Origin of the sequence: Povalibacter uvarum, from assembly GCF_014202975.1 — a bacterium.
GTDB classification, from domain to species: domain Bacteria; phylum Pseudomonadota; class Gammaproteobacteria; order Steroidobacterales; family Steroidobacteraceae; genus Steroidobacter; species Steroidobacter uvarum.
In genome coordinates this window covers 580353-596272 of sequence record NZ_JACHHZ010000001.1, presented here as the reverse complement: position 1 = coordinate 596272, position 15920 = coordinate 580353, and the positions used below count along the sequence as shown (strand labels likewise).

Here is a 15920-nt window from a genome sequence, read left to right as displayed (position 1 = left end):
ATCGGACACCGTGTTGGATTCACAGACGCATGCTGCCCGATTTGGACAGGCGCTTTCTGATCACGTAGCGAAGCGGCGGCCGGAAGGAATCGATCTCCCGGATGCGCCGCATGGTCTCGCGCGACATCTTGCGCCGCTCACGAACGGCCTGCGGCAACCCCTTCAACCCGTCCCATGCGCCCTTGAACCACCAGCGAAAGTGCCGGTCGCGGATCGAGTAGAAGAACATGGCCGCCGTCTGACGGAAGAACGTCCAGGAGCCGTACCCTACGGGAAGATTTCGCACCGCCAGCCAGAGCGTGTTGCGGGTATCGAAGTAATAGTTGCGCCACGACTTCCGCCCTTCCGGCGCGAACGAGTGCGTGACGTTCAGCGCGGGGCTGTAGATGACACGCCAGCCGCCGTTCATGACGCGAAAGGCCAGGTCGGGTCCTTCGTGGCTCAGGAAGAACGATTCGGGATAGCCGCCGACGTCGCGCAGCACGTTGCGGCGAAAAGCGACGGCGCCCTCGGTGATCTCGTACGTGTCGAACGTCTCGTCGGCGAATTTCTCGATTTCGCGGTGATGAACCCAGTTGACCACTCGGCCGGTGCCTTCCTCCAGCACCTTGAAGTTGACCGCGGCCACTTTGGCATCGGCGAAGATCCGGTCGAGTTGCTCCAGCGCATCGGTGCTCAGCCCGAACACGTCGTCGTCGAGGCAGACGATGACATCGCCGCGAGCCGCATCGAAACCGAGGTTGCGCCCCGCGGCTCCGAGATTCCGGGGCGCCCGCAGTGTCACGACATCCGGGTAGCCGGACGTGAAGTTGCTCGCCGGTTCGTCCGAAGCGTTGTCGACAACGATGATCTCGGCACCCGACCGGCTGAAGCTGCGCAGATCATCGAGCAGCCGCTTCAGCAGGTGACCACGGTTGAACGTCAGGATGACGATCGAGAAGGTCAGCCGGCGGGCGGTTCCGGCGGTCATCTCAGCAGTCATTGGCGCAGAGTCAGCCATCTACGAAAAACTCATGGTGCTCGAAGAAAAGTGTGAGCCGGGTCCATGCGCAACCGAGGTACGTCGTTTGCAGGCGTCGCATGCACGATCCGGCGGCGAATGTTCTCATGCCTTGCCGCGGCATGCTCTGGAACCAACGCGCCGATGTGATGCAATCGCCCTTCGGTCCAGGTCGGTGCAGGAAGCACCTCACACTTTTGACGTCGGGCCGGATGATCAATTGTGCTATGTTTTCGCGTTTCCGCGGCTTGCAACACTTCCTCCGGCACGCGGACCCGCTAAGGTCCCGTGCGAACTCTCGAGAAGTGCTCTTCGGGTACAGAGTCCATCAACGTGCGCGTCGACCAATTCGTTTTCAGGAACCTGATCTACCGGCCTGTCACCTGGATACGCGGTCAGAACGTCTTCGGCTATCTCGGACGCCTCGACAAGACCCAGTGGCTCCCCGCGGACAAGATTGCAGCGATCCAGCTGGAACGCTTGCAGGCGCTGCTGCCGACGGTACGGCGCGACTCCCCGGCCTATGGTCGCCGCCTCGCCGACTCGCCCCGCACGATCGCCAGCCTCGACGACCTGCACCGGATCCCGACGCTCAGCAAGCAGGACCTTCGCAGTGAGAAGGCCGAACTGCAAAGCACGAACCTGCCGGCGCTCTGCGTATCCAAAACGACCGGCGGATCGACCGGCGAACCGGTCACCCTGCTCAAGACCCGATACGCAATGGCGTGGGAGCTCGCGGCCACCTGGCGCGGCTACTCCTGGGCCGGCATCGACATCGGCGACAGCCAGGCGCGCTTCTGGGGCGTGGCGATCGATTCGAAGAGCCGGGCCAAGGCACAGCTGATCGACTTCGTCTGTCATCGCAAGCGCTTCTCGGCCTTCGGCTTCAGCCGCGACAGTTTTCCGGAGTACGAGCGTCGCCTGAAGGAATTCTCTCCCGACTGGTTCTACGGCTACGTTTCGATGGTCGCTGAGTTCGCGCGCTGGTACATCGAAAGCGGCCGCGAATCTCCGGTGCAGCCGCGGGCAGTGGTTACGACTTCGGAAGTCCTGTCCCCCGATGACCGTGCGGCGATCGCGACCGCTTTCCGCACACGCGTATTCAACGAATACGGCTGCGGCGAACTGGGCACCATCGCGCACGAGTGCGCAGAAGGCCGGCTGCATACGAGCGACGAGAACATGATCGTCGAAATCCTCGATGGCGAGCGGCCCTGCAAGCCCGGCGAAAAGGGCGAGATGGTCATCACCGAGCTCAACAACACCGCGATGCCGCTCATCCGCTATCGCACCGGTGACTTCGCCGCGTTCGCCGAGGAGCCCTGTCCTTGCGGACGCCAGCTCAAGGTGATCGACAAGCTGTACGGCCGCGCCTACGACTTCATCCTGAGTCCGTCCGGTCGCAAGTTCCACGCCGAGTTCCTGATGTACATCTTCGAAGAAGCGCAGCGGCACGAGATCGGCATCGCACAGTTCCAGGTTCGTCAGACGAAGATCGACACGCTCGAGGTGCTTGCCGTGCCATCTCCGGGCGGCTTCACGCCCGAGGCGGAAAGGTCGCTGGTGAACCGCATCCGCTCCCTGCTGGGTGAGGACATGACAGTCAATGTGACACGCGTGCAGCGCATCGAACGTGAGCGTTCGGGCAAGATGCGCGTGATCGTTGGGCTGCCGCAGGCGTAGGCACGAGGACCGGTCAGGATGTGTGGCATAGCAGGCATCTACTATTTCGACTCCGCGGCTCGCGTGGAGCAGCCGTTGCTCGAGCGCATGACGTCGGTGATCAGTCATCGCGGACCGAATGGGCACGGATTCTTCATCGATGGCCAGGTGGGCCTTGGTCATCGCCGCCTTTCGGTTATCGACCTGGACGGCGGCGGCCAGCCGATGATCGACGAGCCTTCGCGCCGCGTCATCGTCTACAACGGCGAGATCTTCAACTACCGCGAGCTGCGCGAGACGCTGAAGAACGGCGGCACGAGCTTCCGGACGAAGAGCGATACCGAAGTGCTGCTCAAGCTCGCCAACCCCGCCGTCGAGAGCTGGGCGCACGAGCTCAACGGCATGTTCGCCTTCGCGCTGTGGGATCCGCGGGAACGGTCGCTGCTGGTCATGCGGGATCGCTTCGGCGTCAAACCGCTCTACTACGTGAGCACGCCCGAGTTCTTCGCCTTCTCGTCCGAGATCAAGTCGCTGCTGCAGATTCCCGGCGTGCGCGCCGAAGTGAACACTGACTCGGTCGCTGAGTACCTCGCGTTCCGGCACGTCCTCGAACCCTCGACCTTCCTGAAAGGCGTTCAGCAGCTTCCCGGTGGACACTACATCCATATCACTCCGGGCAGCCGCGGCGTGCAGATCAAGCGCTGGTGGTCGGAAACGGAAGCTCTTGCGCGGTTTCGCGCATCCGGCGCCGCGGACGCTTCACTGCTCGACATGCTGTCGAGCTCGGTGAGCTATCGACTGGTCAGCGACGTCCCGCTCGGCACTTTCAACAGCGGCGGCGTCGACAGCTCGCTCATCACGCGCGAAGTTCGGAATCACAAGGTCGGCGAACTGCACACGTTCTCCGTCGGCTTCTCGGAACAGAGCCACGACGAGAGCAAGTACGCGCAGGAAGTCGCAGGCAAGCTGGGCACGATTCATCACGCCGAATACATCAGCGTCGATCAGTACGCGGAGTCGCTGCCCAAGGCCATCTGGCACAACGATGAACCGCTGTGTCATCCGCATTCGGTGCACCTGATGCACCTGTGCGGAATCGCCAGCAAGTATGTGACCGTGGCCCTGACGGGCGAAGGTGCCGACGAGCTCTTTGCGGGCTATCCACGACTGCGGATACCGCTCTACTCCAACGCCGCCGGCCCGCTGGGCCCATGGGTCGGGCGCCTCGCCAGCAGCACGGCGCGCGGGCTGGGCATGCGACGGCTGCGCAAACTGTTCGATGCCATGTCAGGCGACGTGGACGTAAGAATCGATTCCCATCGATTCATCGATCGCGACGATCTGGACGCGCTGAAGCCCAGGGTCAGCTACGTCGGCAGCCGTGAAGCACTGCGCTCCGGCATTCCTGCGAACCAGCCCTTCCTCGAACAGCTGCTCGAATATGAGCGCCGCTCCTACATGCAGTCGCTCGTGGTCCGGCTCGACAAGATGGCAATGGCTCATGGCCTGGAAGCGCGGACTCCATTCCTCGACTACCGGATGGTGCTGTGGTCGAAGACGCGGCCCGCCTCCGAGAAGGTCGGCAGCGGCTGGGCGAACAAACCCACGCTCAAGGCAGAGTGCGCACGCACGTTCTCGCACGAACTCGTCTACCGGCCCAAGGTCGGCTTCGGCGTGCCGCTGACAGTGTGGTTCCGCCAGCAGCCGGCGTTCCGCTCGATGCTCGATGACATGTCGGGCGACAAGTCCATCGTTTCGAACCTCTTCCCGCGCGACGTCATTCGACGACTCGTGAGCGAACACACGAGCAGCAAAGCAGATCACACGGAAGCGCTCTGGGTCCTGCTCAATATCCATCTGTGGCAGAACGCCATCGCGCAACCGGCGGCCAGCCACTAGAACGCTCAGACCGGCTGGGGTGGCGTGCCCACTCCGCTGGCGAGCCTCCACAACGTCAGCGGCAGATCGACGCCAGAACGGACTGCGTCGTCAACATCGCGAAGCAGCGGCAACACGCTGCTTATCGTGAGCTGCCCATCGGCATTGGCGCCGAACTCAACAGTAGCGGCGCCGTGCCATCCGCGTCGACCAAGTTCTGCTTGTGCCAGCTGAACCCAGTCCGCCGCGGATGCACCCTGCTCCGTGGTGAAATACTGAATCACGCTGCCGCCGGCGCAAACGCAGACGAGCCGCGCTTCTGCCCCTGACGAACCACCGGGTGCGGTGCGTGCAGAAGATTGCTGCAGCAAAGCTCCGCGTCTCGCCGGATGATCCAGCGACAACTGCGAGAGCCACTCGGCGGATGCTTCATCGCAGGGAACGACCAGCGTCGCGTCGTCGATCGCATCCAGCTCAGAGTCCGCAACGGCTTGTACGCGCACGTCCTCACTGCGACTGACAGATTCCCAGGCATCGATAGTCGAAGGATCGGCATTCACCAGCAGAACGAGGTCTCTTCGCTTTGCACACGCGGCACCTCCCAGCGCCGGCAATTCTGCCGGGGTACGCGGTTTCACGCTGTCGCGAATCGTTCGTGCGTGCTCCTTGAGTTTTGCCAGGGTTCGTTTGCCGCAATGGCGATGCCAGAGGAAATTTCGATCGTATCGGACCAGCGAAGCGAACCGGTTCTTGAAGGTCTCGTCGCCGCGACTGAAGTCGAGCTCCGCGAGCCCGGCGTCCTGCGCGTTCTGCACGAGAGCCTTGAGCAGAACATCGCCGGGCGAATGCTCGCGCAAAGCCACGTCGAATGCCGGCTTGTACCAGATCAATGTATCGCGCGACCGCAACCCGAAATGCTGCGCGACCACCCTACCGTCCAGAGACACGGCCGTGTATTGCACGCCGCCCGTCGGCGCGAGAGCCGCAGTGATCTGCCGATAGAATTCACGAGGAGTTTCGGAGCGGAACAGGCTCGGACTGCTCGAGCCCTGCCATCGGCTTTCATGTTGAGCAAACAGCGCCGGCAGCCGCTCACCGATGGCTGCGGCGCTCTCGAAATGTTCCACTGCCACCGCACCCAGCATGCTCAGGCTGCGTTCGCTGCGACGCAGGCTCGCCTTCGCAAGCACTCTCGCCGCACCGTTGGCGTTGTGCCGGAGTTGAAGCGTAGGGCAAGGCGTCACAGCGTCCGCGGTGACCTCTCCTCGGCGTGCACGCGCAGCCAGGCAAAGCCCCAGAGACGAAAACTGCGGTACGTCGAAGAAGCCGATCGAGTCCCCCGGCGGCAACGACCGATCGATGCAGTCGAGCAGCGCTTCGGTGATCGCCGCATCGCCTCGCCGGGCGAGAAACGACTGGTAATCAGAATAGTCGTCGCCGAGGATCAGCCAGTCGGCACCCTGGCCGCGGTCGGACGAACCTGCACGCATGAGCGGCGCCAACCCGACGACGTGGCCACCCTCGCTGGCAACGAAGATCTTCAGAGCGTTCGGCGCGAAGACCCGTGCGTACGTCTGGAGCCACTCCCGGCGCTGGAACACAGTCGCGTCCGGGCACTGTTCCCAGAGCGCATCCCATTCGCGCGAATCGATCGAATGAATGTTGCCGGTCTCGATGACAGAAACGGCACGCAGTGCCGGGAGACCGACGCGGGCTGTCATACCTTGCAGATGGAGAAACGATACTTGGCGTTTCGTTCCTGCGTGAGGCGCTCGACCTTGTTCAGGTGGATACGGACATCTTCACCGAACTCCGTGCGCAGCACGCCCTCGAGCTCGCGGCCGGCGTGCTCCGTGTATTCGGGCGAGGGCACGAGATTCAGGACGAACTCGTCGAGCTTTTCCTGGACGATCTGCAACTGGCCGAGCCCGGGGATCGCCGTCAGCGTCTTCTCCACGAGCGAGATTCCCGCCACGCGCGAACCATCGCGACGTTTGAGGAAATCGGCGGTGCGTCCGGTCAAGCGCTCCATGAGCGGCAAGCCCCTGCCACACTCACAGCGGCGCGCCGACGGCACGCCCATGTCACCGACAGCGTAGCGGATGAGCGGCATGCCCCGGTTCATCAGGTCCGTCACGACGATGCGACCCTCCTCGCCTGGTTGAGCCGGCTCGCCATCCTCCCGGATGAACTCGACGAACACATGCTCAGAGTTGAGATGCATGCCCCGGTGTACTTCGCATTCGCTCCCGATCAAGCCGACTTCTTCACAGCCGTATCGGTTCGTGACGGGCGAGCCGAACACCGACTCGATCACCTTGCGCTCGCTGTCGATGAGCATCATCGACGTCGAAATGATTCCGTCCACGCGCGGCACAGGAATGCCGCGCTGCTGCAGGAACTGCGCAAAGATGAAGAGCGAGTGCGCGTGACCGAAGAGCATCTCCGGTTCGAGCCTGCGCATCGTCGCCGCGAATTGCGTCATCGATGCTTCGTCCAGCCGCATCGTGTCGAGAAAGATGAGACGGTCGTGGAACGTGTTGCGGATCTTCTCTTTCAGCGTCACCGGCACGGGCGGTGTGCCCCACAGTCCCGCAATCATCGAGCCGGGACGCCAGCCGGCCCACCCATCGGTGCGCATGGCGGCGGCGTTCCGGGCCTTCTGGGTGGGCTCGTCGAAGTAAACGCGTAGGGCAACGCCGGTGGACCCGCCCGTCTTCGCCGCGACCAGCGATTCGGATTTGAATTCCGATGAGATCAGATCATCCACGTGGGCGCCGACATCCGCTTTCTCGACGATCGGGATCTGTCTCAGGTCGTCGAGGCGATCGAGCCGCGGCACCTTCGCCCAGCGCTCGCGATAGAAACGACAGTTGCGGTGGGCATAGCTCACGATCGCACGCAGCCGCTCGAGCTGCAGTTGCCGCAGGCGATCGCTGTCGAGGTACTGCGATTGGCGCAACGAACGCAGCTCCCGCAACCGACCGGTCCCGTCCCACAGATCCCAGATCGGATATGTCACGTACGTACATATCGCCTGCCACATAGTTGTTCCGGACCCCATCGTGCTTAGGCTTCGCTGACCGCTGCTCTCGTTTGATTGCGGGCAATCTTATCGCGGTTGCGGGCCCCTGGCCTTTGCACTGCATCAAGTTGCCCCGAAGTACCAGTTCCCGGACCGCCAGGAAACCGACGCGTGTGGTCAGGGCATCCTGGCCGGGAAATCGGGCCGGAAATGCAATCGCAATGGTCCGTCCGCATGCTGTGTGAACTGCGTCACAGGTTCGCTGCGGGAATCGGCAGACGATGACGCCCCGCATTGACGCCCGGTTGCAGGCACAACATAAAGTGCGCGTGTGCATGCGAGCGAAAGGACGCTTCATTACACCGACCTGCGATGATGAAATCGTCGCATGTCAGCGACGAATCGCCAGGCTGCTGTCGTCGCGTACCGACGATTTCCTTTGGCAGTCGGTATGGACAATATTGCAGTATCCGATTCGCGTTCCCCTGCGAGTGTCGGAGGGTTACTTTTCAGGGAGTGTCAGGGGGTATTGGAAGTCGCTCAGCGGTATAAATATCCCACGCTCGCTTCTCCCAGGGAAACGGCCTCCATTCAGTTCATCGAGGTTTGGTCAATGAAATTGCATCTACAGTCGTTGTGCGCACTCGCGGTCGCATCCGTTCTGGCAACGCAGGCGCAGGGCGCTCCCACTGTGTCGCAGGCATCGGGCACTTTTTCGAATGGCAACTCCGTGACCATCACGGGCAGCGGCTTCGGCACGAAGTCGACCGCGGCGCCGCTCGTCTACGACAACTTCGAAGGCGGCAGCAACGGCTCGAAGGTCATGACCAACAATGCCGTCGTCGGCAAGTGGGAAGATGGCGCGGGTCACGACCAGCCCGTGTACACCACTGAACTGGCTTACGCCGGTTCGAAGTCCGTCCGACTCTCCGCGCGCAGCAACGGCGCGTACAACCTTTCTGTCAATCAGAACGGCTCGTTCCCCGTCATCTACATGGACTGGTGGGTCCGTGTGAATCAGCTCAGCGGCGTGTCGCGCAACTGGAAGCCGTGGCGCATCTACGGCAACGCCGACACGATGACCGCGAACGCCGTCATCATGTGCAACGGCTCGGGCCTGAGCGTCATCAACGAGTCCGCTGAAGCGGGCTTCTGGTGGGAAGGCGGCGACTTCAACAACGGTCAGTGGCAGCACTACCAGGTCGCGCTGCGCGCTTCGTCCTCGGGCGGTGCAGCTGACGGCGCAGTGATGCAGTACATCAACGGCCGACTCATCAGCAACCACACTGGCGTGGTGACGCGCCGGGGTTCTGCGCACTGGGATCAGATCCGCATCGGTCACTACTGGGCGATGGACGGAGTCGCTGAGTGCGGTGCCAACAGCGGCGCCGACCTCTTCCTCGATAACGTGTACATCGACACCTCGTGGGCGCGCGTGGAACTGGGCAACGCCAACACCTACTCCGGCTCGACGAAGCGTGAAATCCAGGTTCCGACCGCATGGTCGGCGAGCTCGGTCACAGTCAACGTCAGCACTGGCACGTTCGCTTCGGGCTCCACCGCGTACCTGTACGTGGTCGACTCGAGCGGCGCGGTGAACTCGAACGGGATCGCCGTGACGATCGGCGCGGGCTCCAAGGCCCCTTCCCCTCCGACGAACGTGACGGCGAACTGATCGCAGTTCGCATCGCCGGCGCATCGCTGGAATGAAAAGAGGCGGCCTTGGCCGCCTCTTTTTTTTCGCTTCGACAATCGACCGGGGAGCGAATCCCTGAATGAGGGGTCACCGAAGCGATGACCCCCGGTGGTCGATCGACTTATTCGCGCGCCTTTCGACGGCTGCGCCCCAGCATGATCCCCGCGACACCCAGCCCCAGCAGCGCCAGCGTACCGGGCTCGGGAACACTCGATGCGGTGAAGCTCACCTGGCTCAGCGCCAGACGACCCCATTCGCCGGTGAGCAGCCCGACATTGAGCGAAGTGAAGCTCAGCAGCAGCGCCGACACCGGGTCTGTAAGCGCCTGGAAGGCCGCTGCATCGAATGCCGGCCCGCTGCGCGCATGCCCCAGGCTGAAGCTGCGACCGCCGTCCACGACACCCAGGGCGGCGTCATAGAACGTCGATGTCTGATCTCCGCGCAGGAGTCCGTCGGCGAGATTGCCTGACCACAGCGGAGCTCCGTCGGCGAGGAAGGTCACACCCGAAACGCCGATGCCGTCGACGGAGTATCGGGTGAGCGTCTGCGCCGAAGTCGGCGTCAGCTGGCCCATCGTGTAATTGGCGGCATCGAATGCTTCGCTGTCCATGAACCACGATCCCGTGATCGTCGTGGGAACAGCACCGGAACCGGTCCAGTTCGTCGGCGCACCTGGCGATGTGTTGACGCCGAACTGAACATCGAAGCGAACGATCGCTGCTTCGCTGAAAGATGCGAAGCCGACGAGCGCCACCAGCAATCCTGATCTCAGCATGGAGATTCTCCCTGTCGATGAATCCGATCATTTGCTCGCGTTGTGCCGCCTCACAACGTCCGCTGTCATAACAACTCACGTCGAGAGCATACATCTGCATTACAGTTCGCAACAGGACGAATAATGTAAAAATCCGCGACGTAGAAAACCACCGACACCAACGTGCACACAGCGGGGAGCCGCAGTGCCGCATGGCATACTTCACGCACGAATCCCGGCACGGACCGGCGCTCGCAACGACAATGAAAATCGCGTTTCTCATCGACACGATCAGCACCGACACCGCGGGCACGCAGAAGCAATTGCTCGAGATGATTCGTCGTCTCGACCGCACGGCATTCGAGCCGCAACTCATCTGTCTGTGGGAGTCGCCATGGATGACGCGGAACACGCTGCCTTGTCCGTGCACGGTGCTCGGCTACCGCGGCTTCGTGAAGAGCAATTTTCCGGGAGTCGTTCGCCGGCTCGCCGCAATGTTGTCCGAGCAACGCATCGACGTCGTGCAGACGTTCTTCGAGGATTCGATCTTCGTCGCCTGGCTCGGCGCTGCGCTTGCCCGCCCGCGTCCCGTGCTGCTTTCGAGCCGCAGGGACATCGGCCTCGGCCGCGAAAATCAGCCCTGGTATCACGGACTGTTCGGACGAGCGCTGCCGTACGTCAATCGCACGTTCGCCGGCATCGTCGCCAACAGCGAGCAGGTCAGGCAGTACGTCTCCCAGCGTGAACGCACACCGCTCTCAAAGATCAAAGTTCATTACAACGGCGTCGCGTTTCCGGATGCAAACATCACGGTCCCCGCCCCCGACCTCCTCGCCACGCACGCAAACGACGTCTGGATCGGCATCGTTGCGAGCCTGACGCCGGTCAAACGCCACGACCTGCTCATTCGTTCCTTCGCGCGTCTCGGCGCTGCATCCCCCGCCCGATTGCTGCTGCTCGGTGAAGGACCGCAACGCGCGACGCTCGAGGCGCTCGCACGCGAATGCGGCGTCAGCGAGAGAGTGCATTTCGAAGGTGCCGTGAAGGATGTCGGCGCGTACCTGCGGCATGTCGACATCGGCGTGCTCTGCTCCGATCGCGAAGGACTGTCCAACGCGATCCTCGAGTACATGTCGTACGCCCTTCCAGTGGTCGCAACGCAGGTCGGCGGCAACGGCGAACTGGTCAATGCCGACAACGGCGTGATCGTCCCGCCGGACGACGTGGACGCCATGGCCTCAGCGCTGCAGAGGCTCGTCGGTGATCGCGAACTACGGGGAAGACTCGGCAGGACATCACGCGAAAAAGCTCTCACGCTCTTCTCGTGGGAAAAATCGATGTCGGATATCGAGGCTTATTACCGATCGCTGGTGCAACCGGTCAACTGAGAAGCGGCCCTTTCCCGCTAGCTGGCTAGCGGGCCAGCTGGCCGATTCCGCAGCAATCCCTCATACACCTCCGCGTACCCCTCGAACATCTGCCTGCTCGAGAAAGTCTGCTGCAGGCGATGCCACGCGCGCTCCGCCAGCGTACGGCGCAACTGCGCATCCATGGCCAGCCGTTGAATCGCGGCTGCAAGCATTGCTGGCTCCTTCGGCTCGACGACGATGCCGCTTTCGCCATCCGAAATGAGCTTCGGAATATCGCCGACCGGCGTCACGATCACGGGCACTCGCGACGCGACAGCCTCCAAAAGACTGATCGGCATGCCTTCATCGAGCGAAGCGAGGACGAAGATGTCCGAGTCCGACAGAAGCTTTCTCACGTCGTCGCGAAATCCCAGCAGCCGCACGCTGCTGCCCGATCCCTGGTCCGCGATCTGCTTCTCGAGCGCGGGGCGCAGCTCGCCCTCACCGACGATCAGAATCTCCGTGTTCACCTTCCGTGAAGCGAGCACACCAGCCGCGGCGATCAGATCCGTCTGAGCCTTCTGCTCAGCCAGCCGAGCTACGTTCAATACCCGGATCGAATCCCGCGGAGCCTCGCTGTGCCGCTCGCTCTCGTAGTCGGCCAGCACGATGCCGTTCTTGATCACTCGTGTGCGTTCCGGCCGGACGCCGTTCTCGAGCAGGATGCGCTGGATCTGGTCCGACACGGCGACAACCGCCTTGTAGCGACTGTACAGCCGCTTCTCGATCGAGATCATGACGCGCATCTTCCACGGCGCGTAGCTGTCCATGAACCACAGGTGACAGGTTGCGACGACCTCGATGCCGGTCAGCTTGCCGATGAGGTACGCGAACACACCCGGCTTGTAGCCGTGACAGTGGATCGCATCGATGCGAAGCGCCCGCAGCCGCTTCGCGGCCAGCAGCAGATCGAAGGGCACGAGCTTGTTCGAAATCCTGATGCGATGAGCCTCGATGCCGTAGGTCGCGGCGACATCGACGAGGTCGGTGTGCTCGTCCGCTTTCTGGACGATGCAGCCGACGACGGGGACGAACCTGCCGTCCGCCTGCATTTCCCGCGAGAGATTGAGAATCACGCTCTCGGCACCGTAGATGCCCGCGGATTCGATGAGGTGCATGATCCGGCGCCGGGGAGGCGCCGCTGCGGTCGCCGCGCTCATCGCCTTCGGTAGATCCTGTACTTCAGGCCGGCATCGCCGCCGCCCGCACCCGTCTTCTCCGCGACGAACTCGAACTGACTGTCCAGCAGATCGCGAACGGCCGGCGCGAGGTCGAGATCGAACCGGTCCTGGACCACCAGGAACTGGATGGCGTCCCATCCGACGACGCTGCCGAAGACTTCCGGCGGCGCGCTGTGGAAATCGTAGAACTCGTAGCCCGGGTCGAACTTGCTCCCGAGCATGTCGAAGAGCATGAGCGTCGTGCGCTCCTCCCAGTTCTTCACGTGTCGCTCCGTGAACGACACGCCTGCCGCACGATCCTGATCCAGCAGGTGCTGAACGACCTGTCGCGTGCGGGCCATGCATTGCGTGTTCTTCGGCGCCGTCAGCGCATCGTAGCCGAGCACGTAGAACGCGCGATCACGAGCGTCCTCGAACGCCCATTGCTGCAACTCCTGATATGGCGCCGCCCGCAGATCCGAGATCTGCTTCACCGATTGAGCAGCCAGCACCGCCAGCATCGCTGCGGATGCGGCGAGCCCGACTGTCCGCGCTCGCATGCTGCTGAGCGCATGTACCGCCATCACGTAGAACACCGGCAACGCGGGCAGCATCCAGTAGGCCCGCATCTGGCGTATCGAACCGAACAGGAGCAGCCAGCCCAGGGCGACCACGGCGAGGGTTCCAATCCGCTCCGCTTCTTTGGTGCCTCGGGCGACGAAGGCCATCCAGATGCCCACAAGGGTTGCAGGAACGATGATCCAGCCGGTGCCGCGCAGAAGCGTCACGAACTGCTCGCCCCACAGGATCCACGGCGACGCATCATCCTTGACGTTAGCCATGCGCAGCTTGAGGTACATGAGCGGATCGAACAGCGGCGATCCGGCGGCGACGCAGAAGAAGAATCCCGAGATGCCAGCGAGCAGCGCGAATTTCCCGAAGCCGTTGCGCAGTCCGTGGACACGCAGCAGATCGATGCTCAGGAAGATCGCGAGGAATGCCCCGTGAAGCTTCTGGCCTCCTGCTATTCCCAGGAACACGGCGCTTGCGATGAGCCAGCCGGTTTGCCGGCCCGCGTCGGAGCGCAGGTAGAACAGCAACCCCAGGGCACAGTAGAGAGTCAGGAAGGAGTCCGGACGAGCGACGATGCCCGACCACAGGATGTTGTAGGAAAGAACATACATCGCAGCGACGATGACGGCCGCCCAACCGCCCCATCGATCGCCCAGCACGTGACGCGCGATGCGATAGATCAACCAGGTCGAGACGAGATCCACGAAGAGCGTGAACCATCTGTACGCAAGCACGTAGGCGCTCGGATCGGCGTAGAAATCGCGGTAGGCGTCAGCGACGAGATTGACGCCGATACCAGTGCCGACGAGTCCACCGAATACCTTGCCAACATAGACGACGATGCAGACGAGGCCGTAGAGCCAGCTCTCGATGTACATGCGCTGCGGCGGCGCCTGTCCGAACCAGACCAGGAATCCGCCTTCGAACGCCGTGTCGTCGTCGATCGTGATGTGCGGCGCGCCGACCCCGATGACGCTGACACGCAGCAGGATCGCTACGGCAAACAGCGCGAGCAAACCGAAGGTCGTCGGCTTCTTCAGAGTATCGAGGAGTGCCGGCATCGCCTTGCTGCCATTCATTTCAGTTGATCCCGGGGTTCGCGCGCACCCGCGAAGGCCCACCACTTGTTGCCGGCAAAGTTCGCCACCAGTGACGCTCCGATCGCTCCGATCTGCGCGACCTCCGGACCCAGCCCCGCACTCTCGGTGAGGTACTTCAGAACCAGCAGGTTGATGCCGAGCGAGACGACGTTCACCGCCGCGAATCGCAGGAACTCCTTCGAGTTCGCGCGCGTCGTGACCTTGAACGTCCACAACCGGTTCATGACGTAGCTGTTCGCTACGCCTGCGCAGTAGCCGATCGCCGACGCCGCCAGCATCGGTACACCGAACACGCGCAGCAACAGGACGAACACGACGAAGTGCACCGCCGTGTTGATGACTCCGATCAGGGCGAAGACGAGGAACTGTCGGGCGCTGCCCATCATTCGAAATTGACTTCGTCCTGCACCACGTAGAGCGGCCGGCGCTTCACTTCTTCGTAGATGCGGCCCACGTATTCACCGAGAATGCCGAGGCAGATCAGCTGCACGCCGCCGAGGAAGAGGACGGCGGAAAAGGTCGATGCCCAGCCAGGGACGACCGTCTCCGGATAGAACGCCTTCTGCACCAGGCCGTACACCATCGCCAGGAAACTCACGCCGGCGGCCAGCAGGCCGAATGCCGATGCGAGCTTCAGCGGCACCTGTGAGAACGACAGCACGCCATCGATGGCGAACTTCAGCATTTTCTTGAACGGATACTTCGTCTCGCCGGCGAAGCGCTCTTCGCGCACGAACTGCACTTCGCCCTGCTTGAATCCGACCCAGCTCACCATGCCGCGCACGAACCGCGCCTGCTCACGCATCCGGTACAACTGGTCGAGCACGCGACGATCGATCAGGCGGAAGTCGCCCGTGTCGACCGGAATCTGCACCGCCGTCATGCGACGCAGGAGCCGGTAGAACATCTTCGCGGTGATCTTCTTGAACCAGGATTCGCCCTTGCGGTGGGCGCGCACGCCGTACACGACGTGATAGCCCTGCCGCCACTTCTCGAGCATCTCGGCAATCACTTCCGGCGGGTCCTGCAGGTCAGCGTCGATGACGACGATGCACTTGCCGCGGGTGCGGTCCATGCCGGCGGTGATCGCGATCTGGTGACCGAAATTGCGTGAGAAATTGATGAGCTTGACTGCCTTGTCCTTGCGGCAGATGTCGAGCGCCAGCTGGACGGTCTTGTCGCGGCTGCCGTCGTTGACCATCACGATCTCGTAGCTGTCGACGCAGCCCTTGAGCGCCTTGGTCAATCGATCGTACATCGCACCGATGACCAGCTCCTCGTTGTAGAGGGGCACCACGACACTGAGCGTGACGTCGGTGGAGGCAAGGGCGAGAGGCGCCGATACGGTAGCGGTCGGGAGTGCGTGGTCGCTGAGTTGTTGCATTGGAAATTCTTACCCTGTAATAGCCCGCGGCAGCCCAACCGGGTCGCACAGGCGCGGCGAGTCTGACGAGCGCCCGCCGGGATTTCAACGCGTCTTACGGTCTATTCGGCGGTCTATTCGGCGGTCTATTCGGCGGTCTATTCGGCGGTCTATTCGGCGGTCCAATCGGGGCGGAAAGGCGCCCATCGCTCCGAGCCGGGAAATCGTAGCCCCGGGGCCCGCGGCCGACCTGTGACGCAGTCACAGATCACCAACATTACTTAGGATGAGTCGGGCCTG

The 15920-nt window shown here is 62.7% G+C and carries 12 protein-coding genes; 4 read left to right on the top strand and 8 right to left on the bottom strand.

Annotated elements, in window-relative coordinates:
- Positions 1–19: 19 nt before the first annotated feature.
- Positions 20–970: a glycosyltransferase family 2 protein gene (locus tag HNQ60_RS02520; protein WP_184329435.1), complete on the bottom strand. Its 951-nt coding sequence runs from the start codon at positions 968–970 to the stop codon at positions 20–22.
- Between the two features lie 363 nt (positions 971–1333).
- On the opposite strand from HNQ60_RS02520, the gene HNQ60_RS02515 reads away from it, so the two are divergent.
- Both HNQ60_RS02515 and asnB read left to right on the top strand, forming a co-directional pair.
- Positions 1334–2683, top strand: coding sequence for a phenylacetate--CoA ligase family protein (locus HNQ60_RS02515; RefSeq protein ID WP_184329434.1), 1350 nt, complete (start codon positions 1334–1336; stop codon positions 2681–2683).
- Positions 2684–2701: 18 nt separating this feature from the next.
- The gene (gene asnB, locus HNQ60_RS02510) at positions 2702–4561 is read left to right on the top strand and encodes an asparagine synthase (glutamine-hydrolyzing) (RefSeq protein ID WP_184329433.1); all 1860 of its coding nucleotides are present in this window, start codon (positions 2702–2704) and stop codon (positions 4559–4561) included.
- Positions 4562–4566: 5 nt separating this feature from the next.
- Here asnB and HNQ60_RS02505 read toward each other — a convergent pair whose 3' ends face one another.
- Positions 4567–6261 carry a GNAT family N-acetyltransferase gene (locus HNQ60_RS02505; RefSeq protein ID WP_184329432.1) on the bottom strand — a complete coding sequence of 565 codons (1695 nt, stop codon included), beginning with the start codon at positions 6259–6261 and terminating at the stop codon, positions 4567–4569.
- Positions 6258–7562 (bottom strand): phenylacetate--CoA ligase family protein, encoded by a 1305-nt coding sequence (locus HNQ60_RS02500; RefSeq protein ID WP_184329431.1) that lies wholly within the window; start codon positions 7560–7562, stop codon positions 6258–6260. Before HNQ60_RS02500 ends, HNQ60_RS02505 begins: the two co-directional genes overlap by 4 nt.
- A gap of 616 nt (positions 7563–8178) precedes the next feature.
- Here HNQ60_RS02500 and HNQ60_RS02495 point away from each other — a divergent pair.
- Positions 8179–9240, top strand: coding sequence for a hypothetical protein (locus HNQ60_RS02495; RefSeq protein WP_184329430.1), 1062 nt, complete (start codon positions 8179–8181; stop codon positions 9238–9240).
- 142 nt (positions 9241–9382) lie between these two features.
- On the opposite strand, the gene HNQ60_RS02490 is transcribed toward HNQ60_RS02495, so the two are convergent.
- The gene (locus HNQ60_RS02490) at positions 9383–10036 is read right to left on the bottom strand and encodes a PEP-CTERM sorting domain-containing protein (RefSeq protein ID WP_184329429.1); all 654 of its coding nucleotides are present in this window, start codon (positions 10034–10036) and stop codon (positions 9383–9385) included.
- 191 nt (positions 10037–10227) lie between these two features.
- On the opposite strand from HNQ60_RS02490, the gene HNQ60_RS02485 reads away from it, so the two are divergent.
- On the top strand, positions 10228–11403 hold the full coding sequence (locus HNQ60_RS02485) for a glycosyltransferase (RefSeq protein WP_221303975.1): 1176 nt from the start codon (positions 10228–10230) through the stop codon (positions 11401–11403).
- Between the two features lie 17 nt (positions 11404–11420).
- Here the strand turns inward: HNQ60_RS02485 and HNQ60_RS02480 are convergent, their stop codons facing one another.
- Genes HNQ60_RS02480 through HNQ60_RS02465 form a run of 4 tightly spaced genes read right to left on the bottom strand, consistent with a single transcriptional unit; the run spans position 11421 to position 15641 of the window.
- A complete protein-coding gene (locus tag HNQ60_RS02480; protein WP_184329427.1) occupies positions 11421–12584 on the bottom strand; it encodes a glycosyltransferase in 1164 nt (387 codons plus the stop codon).
- Positions 12581–14236 carry an ArnT family glycosyltransferase gene (locus tag HNQ60_RS02475; RefSeq protein WP_184329426.1) on the bottom strand — a complete coding sequence of 552 codons (1656 nt, stop codon included), beginning with the start codon at positions 14234–14236 and terminating at the stop codon, positions 12581–12583. Before HNQ60_RS02475 ends, HNQ60_RS02480 begins: the two co-directional genes overlap by 4 nt.
- Positions 14233–14643, bottom strand: coding sequence for a GtrA family protein (locus HNQ60_RS02470; RefSeq protein ID WP_184329425.1), 411 nt, complete (start codon positions 14641–14643; stop codon positions 14233–14235). The genes HNQ60_RS02475 and HNQ60_RS02470 overlap by 4 nt, the downstream gene beginning before the upstream one ends.
- Positions 14640–15641, bottom strand: a complete 1002-nt coding sequence (locus HNQ60_RS02465; RefSeq protein WP_184329424.1) for a glycosyltransferase family 2 protein — start codon at positions 15639–15641, stop codon at positions 14640–14642. The genes HNQ60_RS02470 and HNQ60_RS02465 overlap by 4 nt, the downstream gene beginning before the upstream one ends.
- Positions 15642–15920: the final 279 nt, after the last annotated feature.